Annotated in this window: 18 protein-coding genes and 1 tRNA gene; 7 read left to right on the top strand and 12 right to left on the bottom strand. The window is 62.2% G+C overall.

Annotated features, from left to right (window positions below):
* Positions 1-76 precede the first annotated feature (76 nt).
* Positions 77-310, bottom strand: a complete 234-nt coding sequence (locus NED97_RS03120; RefSeq protein ID WP_252489265.1) for a DUF7385 family protein — start codon at positions 308-310, stop codon at positions 77-79.
* Between the two features lie 151 nt (positions 311-461).
* Here NED97_RS03120 and NED97_RS03125 point away from each other — a divergent pair, with 151 nt between their 5' ends.
* Complete coding sequence (locus tag NED97_RS03125; RefSeq protein ID WP_252489266.1) at positions 462-818, top strand: TRAM domain-containing protein; 357 nt, start codon at positions 462-464, stop codon at positions 816-818.
* Between the two features lie 114 nt (positions 819-932).
* Here NED97_RS03125 and tgtA read toward each other — a convergent pair whose 3' ends face one another.
* A complete protein-coding gene (gene tgtA, locus NED97_RS03130) occupies positions 933-2,420 on the bottom strand; it encodes a tRNA guanosine(15) transglycosylase TgtA (RefSeq protein WP_252489267.1) in 1,488 nt (495 codons plus the stop codon).
* Between the two features lie 130 nt (positions 2,421-2,550).
* Here tgtA and NED97_RS03135 point away from each other — a divergent pair, with 130 nt between their 5' ends.
* Entirely contained in the window at positions 2,551-3,222 is a 672-nt protein-coding gene (locus NED97_RS03135; RefSeq protein WP_252489268.1) for a hypothetical protein, read from the top strand.
* 198 nt (positions 3,223-3,420) lie between these two features.
* Complete coding sequence (locus NED97_RS03140; RefSeq protein WP_252489269.1) at positions 3,421-4,599, top strand: putative sodium/potassium/calcium exchanger; 1,179 nt, start codon at positions 3,421-3,423, stop codon at positions 4,597-4,599.
* 57 nt (positions 4,600-4,656) lie between these two features.
* Here NED97_RS03140 and NED97_RS03145 read toward each other — a convergent pair whose 3' ends face one another.
* The gene (locus NED97_RS03145; protein WP_252489270.1) at positions 4,657-5,214 is read right to left on the bottom strand and encodes an NUDIX hydrolase; all 558 of its coding nucleotides are present in this window, start codon (positions 5,212-5,214) and stop codon (positions 4,657-4,659) included.
* A gap of 175 nt (positions 5,215-5,389) precedes the next feature.
* Here NED97_RS03145 and NED97_RS03150 point away from each other — a divergent pair, with 175 nt between their 5' ends.
* Positions 5,390-5,665, top strand: coding sequence for a PadR family transcriptional regulator (locus NED97_RS03150; RefSeq protein WP_252489271.1), 276 nt, complete (start codon positions 5,390-5,392; stop codon positions 5,663-5,665).
* Between the two features lie 398 nt (positions 5,666-6,063).
* Here the strand turns inward: NED97_RS03150 and NED97_RS03155 are convergent, their stop codons facing one another.
* The 4 genes from NED97_RS03155 to NED97_RS03170 all read right to left on the bottom strand — a co-directional run bounded on the left by NED97_RS03155 (position 6,064) and on the right by NED97_RS03170 (position 8,496).
* On the bottom strand, positions 6,064-6,792 hold the full coding sequence (locus NED97_RS03155) for a hypothetical protein (protein ID WP_252489272.1): 729 nt from the start codon (positions 6,790-6,792) through the stop codon (positions 6,064-6,066).
* A gap of 147 nt (positions 6,793-6,939) precedes the next feature.
* Positions 6,940-7,191, bottom strand: a complete 252-nt coding sequence (locus NED97_RS03160) for a hypothetical protein (RefSeq protein ID WP_252489273.1) — start codon at positions 7,189-7,191, stop codon at positions 6,940-6,942.
* Between the two features lie 210 nt (positions 7,192-7,401).
* Positions 7,402-7,746: a DUF7344 domain-containing protein gene (locus NED97_RS03165; RefSeq protein WP_252489274.1), complete on the bottom strand. Its 345-nt coding sequence runs from the start codon at positions 7,744-7,746 to the stop codon at positions 7,402-7,404.
* Positions 7,747-7,842: 96 nt separating this feature from the next.
* Entirely contained in the window at positions 7,843-8,496 is a 654-nt protein-coding gene (locus NED97_RS03170; RefSeq protein ID WP_252489275.1) for a helix-turn-helix domain-containing protein, read from the bottom strand.
* A gap of 278 nt (positions 8,497-8,774) precedes the next feature.
* Between NED97_RS03170 and NED97_RS03175 the strand changes: the two genes are divergently transcribed.
* The gene (locus NED97_RS03175; protein ID WP_252489276.1) at positions 8,775-9,164 is read left to right on the top strand and encodes a PPOX class F420-dependent oxidoreductase; all 390 of its coding nucleotides are present in this window, start codon (positions 8,775-8,777) and stop codon (positions 9,162-9,164) included.
* Between the two features lie 95 nt (positions 9,165-9,259).
* Positions 9,260-9,916, top strand: coding sequence for a hypothetical protein (locus tag NED97_RS03180; protein WP_252489277.1), 657 nt, complete (start codon positions 9,260-9,262; stop codon positions 9,914-9,916).
* A 192-nt stretch (positions 9,917-10,108) separates the two neighbouring features.
* On the opposite strand, the gene NED97_RS03185 is transcribed toward NED97_RS03180, so the two are convergent.
* Positions 10,109-10,181: transfer RNA gene (locus tag NED97_RS03185), tRNA-Pro, on the bottom strand.
* 102 nt (positions 10,182-10,283) lie between these two features.
* Positions 10,284-10,880, bottom strand: a complete 597-nt coding sequence (trmY, locus tag NED97_RS03190) for a tRNA (pseudouridine(54)-N(1))-methyltransferase TrmY (protein WP_252489278.1) — start codon at positions 10,878-10,880, stop codon at positions 10,284-10,286.
* Between the two features lie 196 nt (positions 10,881-11,076).
* Between trmY and NED97_RS03195 the strand changes: the two genes are divergently transcribed.
* A complete protein-coding gene (locus NED97_RS03195) occupies positions 11,077-11,256 on the top strand; it encodes an HVO_A0556 family zinc finger protein (RefSeq protein WP_252489279.1) in 180 nt (59 codons plus the stop codon).
* A 161-nt stretch (positions 11,257-11,417) separates the two neighbouring features.
* Here NED97_RS03195 and NED97_RS03200 read toward each other — a convergent pair whose 3' ends face one another.
* The 3 genes from NED97_RS03200 to NED97_RS03210 form a co-directional block, all read right to left on the bottom strand.
* Complete coding sequence (locus NED97_RS03200; RefSeq protein ID WP_252489280.1) at positions 11,418-11,606, bottom strand: hypothetical protein; 189 nt, start codon at positions 11,604-11,606, stop codon at positions 11,418-11,420.
* A gap of 4 nt (positions 11,607-11,610) precedes the next feature.
* Positions 11,611-11,817 (bottom strand): DUF7511 domain-containing protein, encoded by a 207-nt coding sequence (locus NED97_RS03205; protein WP_252489281.1) that lies wholly within the window; start codon positions 11,815-11,817, stop codon positions 11,611-11,613.
* A gap of 272 nt (positions 11,818-12,089) precedes the next feature.
* Positions 12,090-13,190, bottom strand: coding sequence for a S1C family serine protease (locus tag NED97_RS03210; protein ID WP_252489282.1), 1,101 nt, complete (start codon positions 13,188-13,190; stop codon positions 12,090-12,092).
* Positions 13,191-13,266: the final 76 nt, after the last annotated feature.

The following is a 13,266-nucleotide window of genomic DNA, read 5'->3' on the forward strand; positions in this document are numbered from 1 at the left end:
AAAGTCCAGCGGAACGTCGGTAGCGTTGGAAAAAACGGTTCTATACGGTTCGAAGTCCCGACCGGAATCGCTACTGTTACTTCTTGTGTGTGAAGAGGACCGCCTTCCCGTCCGCGGATCCCACGCACAGATCCAGTTGCTTCGAAAGGTTGAGACTCGCCGGGTTGTCTTTGCACACGACGAGGTCATCGAACTGGGCGTCACAGGCCGGGCAAGCGACTGCGACCGTATTCTGATAGCTCTTGATCGCCTGGTTCTCCTCACGAAGCGTTAACGATGCCACGAGTTCGTCGAAGTCAGTGTCGTCCATACACACCCTTTCGATTCAGTACTCATAAAAACAGGCGAGAGTAGCGATTCAATCGCACTTCGGATCGTCTGCTGATCGACTGCAACAATTTCGACGGCGCCTCGAGACCCGGATCAGAACACCAAAGAGGTGGGCGACACCCAGTAGCGGTATGCTCGGGGTCGCCTCGCTCGTACTCGGGGGTATCGTCGGACTGCTCTTCGTGTCGTGGCTGGTCGGCCGAATCCGTGGCGGTGGGGGCGAACAGCGGGAATCCTACCAGCGCCACAGGGACGCCCAGCAGCGCGATCCGCCGGTCGAAATCGGGGAGACCGAAACGGTCGCTATCGAGGAGTTTACGACGCATCACACGGGTGAACGCCACGCCGTCTGCAAGATCGAGGGGTTCGTCGTCTTCGTCCAGGACCTTCCCGACGACCTCGAGGCGACCGACGTGATCCGGGTCAAGATCCTCTCGTTTAACAGGGGGCACACGTCTGCGACCGCGACCTTCCTCGAGCGGCCCTGATCGGTGTAGTACCGACTGAAACGGTTTCCACGCCGATCGCACTGTCCGCGGTTCGAAGCGAGCGAAGCAAGCGAGAACCGCGCTCCCGTCGTTCGATCGGGTGTGCACTGACTGTCAGTGGCTACTATAACTCCCGGTCAAGTCGACCAGTTCTACCGTCTCGGGAACCCGCGCTATCACCTCGGCGGGCCACCCTCGGTGACCGAGTGCGAACTCGGTGTCGGGATTCGTCTCGACCAGTCGGGCCACGCCGTCGGCCGCGGCCTCGAGCGCGGCGCGGTCGGTCCGAGCCGGAACCTCCGCGGTGAGCGGGTAGCTCTTCGAGAGAGCCCGCGGGAACGGCCCGAACGGCGGTTCGACTCGCCAGGAGTCGTCGTAGTCGTCTCCGCTTCCCGGACTGCCCTCCGTGAGAAAGAGCGAGTTGGGAACGCTGAGTCGCTCGAGACGCCGGTGGTGGCGCAGCACTTCGGGCCGGCGGGCGCTCTCGGTGGAGGTGTAGAAGAACGCGCCCTTCGAGACCGGATCGGACCGCTCGAGTTGGTCGGCGTGATCGAGCAGCGTCCGGTAGCCGTCGAGCATCGTCGGATGGGCGCGGGCGCGCTGCTCGACCAGCTCGAGCAGGTTGCCGGCGCGGATCGCCTGCTTGATGCGGCGAATCTCCTCGAAGGTCACGTGCAGGTTGTGGGCGGCGAGTTCCTTCTCGCGCTGTTTGTCCGGAAGTTCGCGGAGTTCGGCGGGGGTGTTGGCGGTACAGACCGGACACGAACACGGCAGGTAGTCGAGGTCGTCGAGGTGGCGCGTGCCTCGAACCGTCAGGTAGCGATCGTCGCGAGCGTAGAGCGCGTACGCGGCCGAGTCGAACAGGTCACAGCCCATCGCGACCGCGAGCGCGAACATCATCGGGTGGCCGGCGCCGAAGAGGTGAACGGGCGCGTCCGCGCTGAGCCCGCGCTTGGCGCCGGCGACGGCGTCGATCATGTCGGCGTAGCGGTAGTCGTTCATCAGCGGGACGACCGCACCGACCGGGAAGACGTCGAGGTCCGTCCCCTGGGCGTGGCGGCCAGCCTCCTCGCGGAGATCGGGGTAAGTCGATCCCTGAACGGGGGCGTTGACGAGCATCTCCCCAGTGTCGACGGTCTCGGCGGCCTCGAGGCGTTCCTGGGTGGTATCGAGTTCGCGTTCGGCCTGCTCGCGGGAGGCGTCCGGCGGCGTCGGGATGTCGACCGGCGTCCCGATGTCGGAGCCGATCGCGTGCTGGAACTCGAGGATTTCCTCGGTGGTGACGTCGATCTCGCCGTACTCCGCGAGCTGGAAGGAGCCGGAGTCGGTCATGATCGCGCCGGGGAAATCGAGCAGTTCGTGGAGCCCGTCCTCGAGGGCGGCCTCGCGGACGTCGTCGGTTCCGTAGATGATATACGAGTTCGTAATGAGAATCTCGGCGCCGAACTCCTCGGCGAGCCGTCGGGGGCTGATCGTATCCAGATTGGGGTTGATCACCGGCAGGAGCGCCGGCGTCTCGACGGTTACGTCGGCACGTGGGACGGTGAGTTCACCGATTCGGCCGCCCGCGTCGGTATCTCGGAGTTCGAAGCACTCGCGCATCGACCGTGTGTTGGCGAGCGCGCCGGTAAACGTTCCGTTCTCCCGCGATTGAATCCCGTGGTAGCGACCGCAAACGCAACAGCGATATCGTTCTGGCGCGCGCCGCGTCAGCGGCTGCAACTATCATCAGATGCGACGCGATGAACGAGAGGTTACGACGGTCGCACGGCTTCTAATCGTGATTTCACTCGAACTCGACGAGGACGAGATGGAGGGCAACGAGACCGACGGTGAGACGGTCTCTAGCGCCTCCGCATCGTCTCTCACGATCGGTGATACGACCGCCGAAACCCTCTCCCTCGAGGAGCTCGACGACGAGCCGGCCGCGGATGGCGACGAGACGGACGACAACGTGACGGAAGACGACGACGATCAGCCGTCGATCGCCGTCTCGAGCCGATCGGCACGAACGCAGCACCCGACGCTAGCGGTCCGCCGAGCGACTACACGCCGCAATCCGATTTTCGACTGCTCCCCTCGAAAGACCGACGAACGGTCTCTGTGCTTGCACGACGAGTCGAACCGCCCGACACCCGCGGGGGTTGATAAGTCGGTCGGCCGATACTGTTCAGCCGGTGCGAACGTCCGTTTCCGCGGTCCCGGTGTGCAGGGGCAGTGGCGTCTCCAAATTCGGATTACTCGCCGGCAGGGAGGCGCTCGTCGCGATCGCGGTGAGAACCCGCGGAACGACGAGCGGCCGATCCGCGAGGGGGGCGTCGGCATCGCTTCGTTTTCCGAGCGTTCACGCCGATCAGTGCGGACGAACGAACCGGTAAACGATCCGTTCAACTCCTCGGTTTGATAAGTCGGTGGCGATCGCAAACGAAACACGAACGCCGCTCGATCGGTAGCATCGTGTCCGGCGAATTAGGCGAGCGGTACTCGTGACGGGTTCGCAGACTCTCTGCGGTGGATATCAGTTTCTACCGGTGGTTTCCTTCTGGATAACGCCGTAACAGTAGATTCGTTTTAGCCCCGTGTCGGCTGTACGGCACCACGTATGGTTTCACTATCGAAGAAACTCGGTGTCGTTTTCGTCGCGCTGTTAGTTGCGCTTTCGGGGGGTCCCGCCCTCGCTGGAGCGACGGCAACGACAGCTGCGGACGATACTGGCACCGAAGACGTGAGCGTCACACTCGAGAACGTCCAGGTCGAGTCCCTCGAACTCGACAACGTCACGGTCGAGAACGCGACGATCGAGGAGTTGGCCGTCGACGAACTCGAGGTCCAGGGCGGCGAGCAGCTGCAAGAGGAACTGAACGTGACCGAGGACAACGAGACCGAGGGCGACCAGCAGGAGAACGAGACGGGCGACAACCAGACCGAGACGATGGAGGACGTGACGATCTCCGACGCCTCCTTCGAATCGCTGTCACTCGAGAACGTCTCGATCGACGACCTCGAGACGAACGGTCAGGCCGATGCCAACGAAACCGACACCACCGATGCGGCCGAAGACGAACCCGCAACTGAAGACGGTCAGCTGATCGAAGAGGATACGGAGAGCGTGACGGTCCAGAACCTGACGATCGAGTCGATGAACGTCGAGCAGATGTCGATCGAGCAACTCTCCGTCCAAGAGGACGAAGGCGGCATCCTCGAGGGTATCTCCGACTTCGTCGGCGGCCTGTTCGGCGACGAAGAGGACGGCGAAACCGCGGACAACGAGACCGCCGGTCAGAATGCCACGACCCAGGAGTTCGAAGAGTTGACCGTCGAGCAGTTCGACGTCCAGGAGATCACCATCGAGTCGGTGACCGTCCAGTCCCTCCAGAGTCAGGAAGACCAGGCAGATAACGAGACCGCGGAGGACAACGAGACTGCCCAAGACAACGAGACTGCGGAGGACAACGAGACCGCCGAAAACGGCGAGGCGGCGACGACCGAAACGGTGCCGTCCCTCTCCGCATCGTCGATGGAGATCGACAACGTCTCCGCGAACACCATCACCGTCGGCGAGACGCAGGGTCTCGAGGAAACGACGATGGAGGACAACGAGACGGCGACGGACAACGAGACGGCGACGGACAACGAGACGGCGACGGACAACGAGACGGCGACGGACAACGAGACCGAGACCGACGGCGAGAACGAAACCGGCAGCGCCGAAGGCGACGATGATGAGGACGACGAGGCCACCGAGACCGAAAACGAGTCGTCCCTGGCCCCTCCGAACTGACCGGTAGCACGTCGCGGCTGGCCCGGTAGCCAGTCGATCGCGACGCGCGAACGATTTTTAACGGGTGTCGTCGGCGAACAGTCGGTAGTACGAGATCGCCAGCACCGTCCGCCCGTCGCGGATATCTCCGTTCCCGATCGCGTCGACGAGTTCCTCGAGTTCCAGTTTCGTCACGCGAATGCTCTCGTTGTGATCGAGTTGCTGCTCGGCGGTCGGACAGCAGCCGCGGGCGACGAAGAAGTTCAGGACCGCGTCGGCGATCCCGTTCGCCGGTTCGACGGTCACCAGCGGCTCGAGTCGCTCGGCCTCGTGGCCGGTCTCCTCGGCGAGTTCGCGCCGGGCGGCGGCCTCGAGGTCGTCGTCTTCCGATTCGGTGCCGCCGACGGGGAGGCCGTAACTGATCCGGGAGACCGCCTGGCGCCACTCCTCGATGCAGACGACGTCACCGTCGGGAGTAAACGGCAGGATGCAGACACTCGCGGGTTCCGAGAGGTAGTCGAAGTCGGTTTCGGTTCCATCAGGAAGTTGAACGGTCTCGTTAACCACGTCGAAGCCCGGACAGGTGTACGCTACCCGTCGGTCGAGCGTCTCCCAGGCGAGGGGATCCGTTGGCATATCGGCTGTTACGTCCGTCGCCGTCAAAAGCGCCGCGTCACGATTTCGTTCGAAATTCCGTCAATTAGTGACTCTTCCGATCGCCATACGCGGCGCGTTCTCCGGGATTACGCGCGCGTACCGGCTCTATAACAAAGCCACAGATCGGTGAAGGTCGGTATTCAGAGGGTGATCCATGGATCAACTAACTGGCTTCCAGCGTGACTTGCTGTACGTAATCGCGGGCAAAGATCGGCCGTCCGGACAGGAAATTCTCGACGATATCAACAGGTACATCGACCAACCGGTAACACACGGTCGACTGTATCCGAATCTCGACACGCTCGTCGAGAAGCAACTCGTCGAGAAGGGCCAACTCGATCGCCGGACGAACTACTACGCACTGACTCCGAAGGGGCAGCGCGAACTCCAGCAGCGCCAGGAGTGGGTCAATCGGTACGTCGACGTCTGACCCGGCTGTCTCTTCATCCGAGAGCACACGCCAGTAGCGGCGTCGCTCGAGTGCGGCGGCACGCTCGTGTACAAACCGGCGAGCGAGGGCACTGCTCGTGCCGTCTTCGGTCGAGAACTACCACCGAGTAGTCCCTTCTCGAGAGCGGTGCCGTATACGGTCCGTCTATCGGCGGGGCTCACGGCCTGCCACAGGAGTGTACTTCGAGTAGCAGTCACGTAGACGACGAGGTCGTTGACGCGCCTTTCCGACTGTCAGGGGAACCCGCCGTACCACCTCCACGCGACGGGTGAAGCAGCTGATTACTCGCACCGGTGTTGCTGTAAGCTCTGCATGTTGGTGGAACGCGAACCGTACCGCTCACGAGCACAGGCGCGTGTTCGAACCGTATGCTGTCGTTACGGCTCGTCGAACGACACCTGCGAGAGGTCCGCCTCGAGTTCCGCGACGTACTCGTTGAACGCCGCGACGAAGTCGCCGAGGTCGTCTACGAGCCGGCGGACCTCCGGAGCCGAGGCGGGACCGTACTGCGACAGCAGGTAGGTGCCGTCCGAGCCACCGACTCGCAGGTAGGCGGCGACGTCGCCGTCCCACTTCAGCTCCCAGCGGGTTCCCGACACCGTCGTCGCGTAGGTGCCGTACTCGCCCTCGTATCGGTTGAGCTCCTGTGCCATCCTGTTCGCGACGTCCCGGATCCGCTCGACGATCCGGTCGCGCTCGGCGACCAGTTCGGCCGTGCTCGCGACCGCCGGGAACTCGTCGGGCGCGTCCTCGAGCAGCCCGTCGAAGGAGTCGATGTGCTCGTTGAACGCCGCGACGAACGCGTCGTAGTCCTCCATCGCGCTTCCGAGCGGGCCGGGTTCGGGCGGCTGCTTGCTCGAGACGACGTAGGTCTCCGACCCCGAGTTCGGGTCGAACCGGAGGTACTGGACGTCGCCCGCCTCGTACTTGAGCGTCCAGCTCCCGCCGTCGGTGTCGAACGTCTCCTGCCCGTAGTCGCCGCCCTGGAGGACGGCGAGTTCGCGAGCCATCTCGCCGGCGTGGGCCCGAACGCGGGCCGCCAGTTCGTCGCGTCGCGCGGCGACGTCGGCTGCCTCTGAAACGTCGGTCTCGAGTCCGTCGGTCATCGTCCGTTGGAGGTGCCGCGACACGGTAACGGTTTGGATATCGTACGATGAGCAGATTCTAGCGCGGGGCGCTCTCGGAATCGTCCCGCGTTCGGTTCGGCGGCTCGAGCCGCCGACTCGCTCACTCGAGCGGTTCGGCCGCGGCGCTCACTCGTCTTCGTCCTGCCCGGTTCCCTCCTCGGATTCGGGCTCGTCGTCGCCACCCTCGATACCTCCGCCTTCGTCGTCGTCGGATTCCGGACCGCCGTCCTCCTCGCCGCCTTCGATAGCGCCGCCCTCGTCGCCCGTCTCCGGATCCTCCGCTTCCTCGTCGGGGCCGCCACAGCCGGCGACGAGCGCCGTCGCTGCGACGCCACCGGTCGCCTGCAACAGCCGACGACTCTGCCGAGTGCGTTTCATACGGGCTAGTCTCACTTGATCGGAATACGCCGAGCGCCGGCAGCCGCGTGGTCGGGACGGTCGCGTCCGCCTCGCGTGTGCGTTCGTTGAGATTCCGTTCTTCGGATGGAATCCGTCTGAAATAGCCGGAAGGTCGAACTGCGAACTGACCTCCGAGACTGGTATCGACCACGGACGTTCTTCGGCGAGCCGTGCTAAACCGGGCTCGAACTACACCAACAGGGGCCCGCCGTCGCCGCCCTCGGCTAGCCGCTCGAGCAGCTTCTCGATCGTGTCGAACGCCGGCCCTTTGCGCACCCGATTCCGCTCTCGATCCCACTCGATGAATCCCGTATCGTCGAGTTTGGGAAGATGGTTGTGATACATCTCGATCTGCACCGCTTCCGTATTCGGTTCCGCGTCGTCGGAGACGGTGGCGACGATGGCCTCCTGGTGGTCGTGTTCCAGCAAAGCCTTCAGCAGGCGACGGCGACGGACGCTGGAGAGCGCCTCGACGGCTGCGTCGATCGCCTCGAGTTGGTCGGAACCGCTCGATTCGGACGAGGTATCACTCATTAGCAGAACTATGCTACCCGGTCGGATGGAGCTGCGGCCCGCCGTGTCAGGTCTTTAAGTGATTTTGATGACGGTCGGCGGCCGGTCAGAAAGCGACTACCCGTCGGCAGCAGTCGTCACGAGGCTAGACGTGACGAGGTTTTCCGTCCCCCTGTGGAGGAGTTCCGAGACGGACTGATGAGAGATGTCGAGTTCGTCCGCGAGTTCTCGCGTTGAGATCTCGCGGGGTACCTTGTAGTAGCCGAGTTCGACGGCGGTTACGAGGGCGTCGCGTTGGGTGGGCGTCACGTCGCGCACCGTTTCGCGCGGGGAACCAGGTTCGTAGATATTCAGCAACTCGAAGTCGCGCCCCCGCTCTCGCAACGCCGTCCGAAACTCGTCGAACTGCTCGCGGGTGACGAAGCGGATCTCCAGCTCCCATCCGTCGTCGGTTGCGTCCGCCTGGAGGATCGCCCCCTCGTGATCGACGTAGGAGGAGATCCGTTCGTTCACCTCGTCGTCCCAGGCGATATGGTAGTACTTCTGGTCGCCGAATTCGTCGGTCTCGACGATCGCGTCCACGGACGGATCCGCTGCGAGCGCTTCGTCGACTGCGTCGAAATCGCCGGCGGCGACCCACACGCACGGCATCGTCCACTGGACGCTGTCCGCGGCGGTGCGTTCGGCTTCGACGGTCATCTCCGGCACCGCATCGAAGGCCTGCTCGAGCGCAACGGCGCCGAGCTCGAGGTGAAAGGTTGCGATGAGCATACTGAAGCTAGGCGTCCAGATTTCAAGAGACTATCTTACAGGTCTCACTGACTATCGCGCGAATCCGTAGCTGGAGCAGCGGGACCGCCGCCTCGGCGGGCCGTATTCGGCACGCCGTTTCGACGGGTTCCGGAACGATCGCCCGTCGCTCCGGTACCGCTTCTCCCGTCCGCGACTGGTGAGTCCCGATCACCGACAGCGGGATGCAACGGGCCCCGCCGTCGGATACACGGTCGTTAGGAGGAACTGCCAAATCCCTGGCGCGCCTCCCCTCGAGCATGACCGCCGTTCCAGAGGCGTACCACGACCTGTTCGAGAAGCGGACGTTCGCCCACGTCGCGACGATGACCGCCGACGGCTTCCCGCACGTGACGCCGGTCTGGATCGACTACGATCTCGAGGCCGACCGCCTGCTGGTCAACACCGAGCGCGGCCGCCAGAAGGAGCGCAACGCCCGCGAGAATCCCGCCGTCGGAGTCAGCATGACCGATCCGGACGATCCGTACCGGTTCCTGTCCGTCATCGGCGAGGTCGAGGAGTTGACGACGGAGGGGGCTCGAGAACACATCGACGAACTCACGCGGCGGTACATGGACCGCGAGGAGTATCCGAACCCGATCGAGACGGAGCGGGTTGTGATGCGGATTCGGCCTGATCGGGTTTTCTAGGGCCAATCCAAGGGTCAATATGGTGATCTATAGTATACTCGGTCCGAACTGTTTTTAATACATGAATGTATAAATAACTTACAATGAGAGATTAGGTGCTGGTAGCAGTACCTCTGTTATTTATAATTGTAAGCGAGTTTTCGTCAATAGCCCGTAACATTGATTTGGAAAAAGCAGTCGACGAAGAATGGGATCAGTTCCAATTTTTTGAGTCTACAGAATCAATTTTAGAAACCTATGTTAATTTTCTCGAATCCTATTTGCCAATAGGCAATATGGTCACAAATCTTGGTCGGTTTGTTCTCGTTCATTATTTAAATATATCTGTGATATTCGGAGGTATTCTCATACTAATATTTCTCCCAGACCAAAATATAGCGACACAAATCTCGATCGGACTTCTAATACTTCTGCATGCATTTCTTCCAATAATTGAAGTAAGCAAATATGATCGATTGCTAGAAAAAGGAGTGTCTCCGAGATCTTTTTCAACCCATATATCAATTTCAATGTTATTATTGATATCAACGGTCTCGTCTGGATTTTGGATTCATTTTCCATCTCAATATCAGTATTTGAATATTTTTGCCTTAGTCCTGGGAATTATATTGGCAATAGTTTTATCGAAGGTATTTGTAAATAGCCTTCAAAAAGACGTGGAGAAACTTTGTGCAAAGAAAAAAAAGAACCGAACTGGAGTATACCGAAGAAACATCTCCCAAGAAAAGCCAAATCAGATGACTATAGATTAGCTTTGGAGTTATGGAAAGGACGGATCGACACAGATTCGAACCACGGTCGGAGCAAAGCTCCTCCCTGATTCGAATCTGCTTGGATCCATTTCCTCGCATCGCAGACTCGTCACTCCGCTCACGGCTTCGCCGTTCGCAATAACGTGGCGCTTCGCGCCACGCGTCGCTCCTCGTTTTGCGGTGCGGGAAAAGTGGGCCGGCGCAGATTCGAACTGCGGTTACGGCCACCCGAAGGCCGAAGGATACCAAGCTACCCCACCGGCCCGCACTCCGAATGTGAACGCCCGTTCGTTTAACGCTTCCGAAAGCTAGCATCGGGTCGCCTGATAGCAGTTCCCGACCTCGATCGACCCCCACTAACGACCCCCTAAAACTCCTCGTAGCCGCCGGTATCTAGGTAGTGATGGGCGACCGTGATCGCCTGGTCGGCGTGGAGCAGTTCCGGTCCCAGTCGAATTCGTTGGTCGGCCGCCTCCGACAGCAGCGCGGCCTCCTCGGTCGTGAAATTCCGGTGGTCCGAGAGCACGAAGATCGGATCCTCGAGCTCCTCCGCCTCGGCGACCGGGTCGCCGTCCTCGTGCAACTCGACGACGGTTCCGCCGACGGCGATCGCCTCGAGCGTCTCCTCGAAGCCCCGTCGGTACACCTCGACGCCGGGGCTGGGCTCGGCCGGGAGCGCGCCGATGGCCTCGTCGCGGTGCTCGAGGGCCTTTCGGACCAGCGCGGCGGTGGATCGCTCGTCGGGATTCAGCCGCCGGAGCTCGCTCCCGTCGAAGCTGATGGTGAGTTCGTCTCGGGCGACGAGGTGAACCCGGACGTCCTCTCGGATCCCGTGAGAGGTGACGAACGCCGACGTGATCGACCGACAGAGCGCGTCGAGGCGGCCGGCTCCCCCTGCGAGATCGTCGAGCGAGAAGTCCGGCTCGGTTGGCACGTCGTGACCGATGAGTACGAACTGGCGCATAGCGAGACGACGCCGACCGGGGGGATAGGAGCCACGATTCGCGCCCACGGTCCCGGACGAAAGCGACGGGCCGTCTCGAGCCTTCTCGAGCGCGTTACGGGGCAAACGATACCAGAGACCATTTATTTCAGGGTATATTACATTGCATACTCAGGCCGAACCGTTTCTCGTACGTCGGGCGGCAGAAGGATGTAGTATGTCGAAACCACAGTCGTCTGCTGGACAGCAGCAGCGATTACTCGCCCTTCTCGAAGGGCGACCGTGTCCGGCCTGTTCGGACGGCGAGTTGGAACGCGGCGAGTACAAGGACAACACTGCGGCGGTCTGTGATAGCTGCGGCGCGCCGCAGGTACAGGTGTGGCAGCCGTCACGGTAACGTCGCCGGAACGGTGACGATGTCGGCCCCGAAGCGCGATGTCGCGGACGCCGTATGACGACGGACGGCACGGGGCCGCAAACACGGGTTTCACGCCCAAGAATCGGTTTTTCTCTGCGAGTCGCGGGTTCGAAGCGTCGAGCGGGGACTCGACAGCGCGATCACTGAGTGCGCGAACCGTCGTACTCGTGACCGACGACGAGCGCGAGCGCGTGGACGATGAGCAGGGCAAACAGCAGGGTTAGCGTCTCTACCGAGTCGATACCGGCGATGAACACCGGCAGGTAGAAGACCGGCAGGATGGTCCCGAGCCAGAAGCCAACTGCGGTAACGATGCTCCATCCGTGCATGGCTCTATCGCATCGACTCGAGATCGACGAACGCGTCGTCGTGGGCCTCGATCCAGTTGGTCATCAGTTCCTCCTCGGTCGCGTCTCGTGGGAAGACGGCGCACTCGTTCGGGGCGTTCTCGTTCTCGATGGTGACGTGATCGAGTTCGAACACCGGGCTCTCGGTGATCGTCCGTCGGGCGTCCACGTTGTTTGCGTTAGCGTCGGTCATGTTGGGCAGGCGGCCATCGCGCCGAGTAGTGCTACGGGAGAGACTACCATTGTTATCGACAATTTAAACTCGCTAACCGAAACGGTAGCGTGAGGTTCGCTCCGATTTCAGACAGTTTAATCAGTTGTAAATGAATGTGTTCTACGACAACATGTATGGGCCTGCTATACACTGTTTTCGGCGAATACGATCGAAATCCGATCCGGTAGGGACTCCGTTCGAACCGTTTACTGCCGACCCGACGCACCGAGGTCGGCGTTCTCGGGGCGACGTTATCGCGTCCCGAGCGCGAGTTCGACGGTTTCCTCCCGCCGGTCCCGGCGAATCTCGACGGCGATGGTGTCGCCGGGGCTGGTCTCGAGCGCGAGGTGCGTCGAGAGCGCGTGGCGATCCGGAATCGGCTCGCCGTCGATCGCGAGGATGACGTCGCCGCCGACGGGGATCTCCTCGCCTCGCCGGCGGACGGTTCGATCGGAACCCTCGAGCACCCCCTCAGCCGGTTCGCCGGAGATCGTCTCGGTGACGATGACGCCGGTCGCTTCCTCGAGGTCGTTCTCCTCGGCGACGAGTCTGTCGACGGTTCTGAGTCCGATACCCATGAAGGCGTGCTCGTACTCGCCCTCTTCGACGAGCGCGGGAACGACGCGACGACTCAGGGCCGCCGAGATCGCAAAGCCGATGTTGTTGCCGCCGCCGGCGTTGATGACGCCGATCACCTCCCCGTCGAGATCGACCAGCGGTCCGCCGCTGTTACCCGGGTTGACCGCCGCGTCGGTCTGGACGACGTTCGAGAAGGAGAACCCGCCGTGGGGTGCGGGAACCGTCCGATTGACGCCGCTGACGATCCCGGTCGACATCGATCCCTCGAGCCCGAGCGGGTTGCCGATCGCGACGACCTCCTGACCGACGACCGGATACTCGCTGGCCAGACCGAGCGGCGTCGCCGCCTCGGGAACGTGGTCGGCCTCGAGGACGGCGAGGTCGCTGTAGACGTCGGTTCCGACGAGCCGGGTGCTGGTCCAGTCGCCGTTGATGTACTGGAGGTCGATCTCCTCGCCGCCGGCGACGACGTGTTCGTTCGTGACGATGTAGTCTCCCTCGACGAGAAAGCCGGAGCCCTGTCCCCGACCCTCCTCCTCGGTGATCGGGTCTTCGATACCGAAGACTCGGACCTGCGTCACCGAATCGATGAGCGCGTCGTACACCTCGGTGTAGGTCGATCCGTCCGCGCGGTTCTCGCGGTTGATACCGTGGGAGGAACTGCCCTCGATCGAACTGTCCGTTCGAGGCTCGGCACAGCCGGCGACGAGACCGGTTACGGCGGCCCCCGCCGTCGCGAGCAGTTCGCGACGGCCCGGTCGGTACTGGTCCATGTTCGACGGGTCGCAGCCGACGTATTTCAACTCCGGGGAGTTCGGCCCGAGGAACCGCCGCGGCGCCTCGCCGCCC

The organism is Natronococcus sp. CG52, assembly GCF_023913515.1.
Taxonomy (GTDB): domain Archaea; phylum Halobacteriota; class Halobacteria; order Halobacteriales; family Natrialbaceae; genus Natronococcus; species Natronococcus zhouii.

What these genes read in the sequence shown, in the direction of transcription:
- NED97_RS03170 (WP_252489275.1), bottom strand. Translation starts at nt 8,496, where the DNA reads ATGCTCATCGCAACCTTTCACCTCGAGCTCGGCGCCGTTGCGCTCGAG.
- NED97_RS03165 (WP_252489274.1), bottom strand. Translation starts at nt 7,746, where the DNA reads ATGAGTGATACCTCGTCCGAATCGAGCGGTTCCGACCAACTCGAGGCG.
- NED97_RS03205 (WP_252489281.1), bottom strand. Translation starts at nt 11,817, where the DNA reads ATGACCGACGCTAACGCAAACAACGTGGACGCCCGACGGACGATCACC.
- NED97_RS03150 (WP_252489271.1), top strand. Translation starts at nt 5,390, where the DNA reads ATGGATCAACTAACTGGCTTCCAGCGTGACTTGCTGTACGTAATCGCG.
- NED97_RS03160 (WP_252489273.1), bottom strand. Translation starts at nt 7,191, where the DNA reads ATGAAACGCACTCGGCAGAGTCGTCGGCTGTTGCAGGCGACCGGTGGC.
- NED97_RS03140 (WP_252489269.1), top strand. Translation starts at nt 3,421, where the DNA reads ATGGTTTCACTATCGAAGAAACTCGGTGTCGTTTTCGTCGCGCTGTTA.
- NED97_RS03155 (WP_252489272.1), bottom strand. Translation starts at nt 6,792, where the DNA reads ATGACCGACGGACTCGAGACCGACGTTTCAGAGGCAGCCGACGTCGCC.
- NED97_RS03125 (WP_252489266.1), top strand. Translation starts at nt 462, where the DNA reads ATGCTCGGGGTCGCCTCGCTCGTACTCGGGGGTATCGTCGGACTGCTC.
- NED97_RS03200 (WP_252489280.1), bottom strand. Translation starts at nt 11,606, where the DNA reads ATGCACGGATGGAGCATCGTTACCGCAGTTGGCTTCTGGCTCGGGACC.
- NED97_RS03175 (WP_252489276.1), top strand. Translation starts at nt 8,775, where the DNA reads ATGACCGCCGTTCCAGAGGCGTACCACGACCTGTTCGAGAAGCGGACG.
- trmY (WP_252489278.1), bottom strand. Translation starts at nt 10,880, where the DNA reads ATGCGCCAGTTCGTACTCATCGGTCACGACGTGCCAACCGAGCCGGAC.
- tgtA (WP_252489267.1), bottom strand. Translation starts at nt 2,420, where the DNA reads ATGCGCGAGTGCTTCGAACTCCGAGATACCGACGCGGGCGGCCGAATC.
- NED97_RS03145 (WP_252489270.1), bottom strand. Translation starts at nt 5,214, where the DNA reads ATGCCAACGGATCCCCTCGCCTGGGAGACGCTCGACCGACGGGTAGCG.
- NED97_RS03135 (WP_252489268.1), top strand. Translation starts at nt 2,551, where the DNA reads ATGCGACGCGATGAACGAGAGGTTACGACGGTCGCACGGCTTCTAATC.
- NED97_RS03120 (WP_252489265.1), bottom strand. Translation starts at nt 310, where the DNA reads ATGGACGACACTGACTTCGACGAACTCGTGGCATCGTTAACGCTTCGT.
- NED97_RS03195 (WP_252489279.1), top strand. Translation starts at nt 11,077, where the DNA reads ATGTCGAAACCACAGTCGTCTGCTGGACAGCAGCAGCGATTACTCGCC.
- NED97_RS03210 (WP_252489282.1), bottom strand. Translation starts at nt 13,190, where the DNA reads ATGGACCAGTACCGACCGGGCCGTCGCGAACTGCTCGCGACGGCGGGG.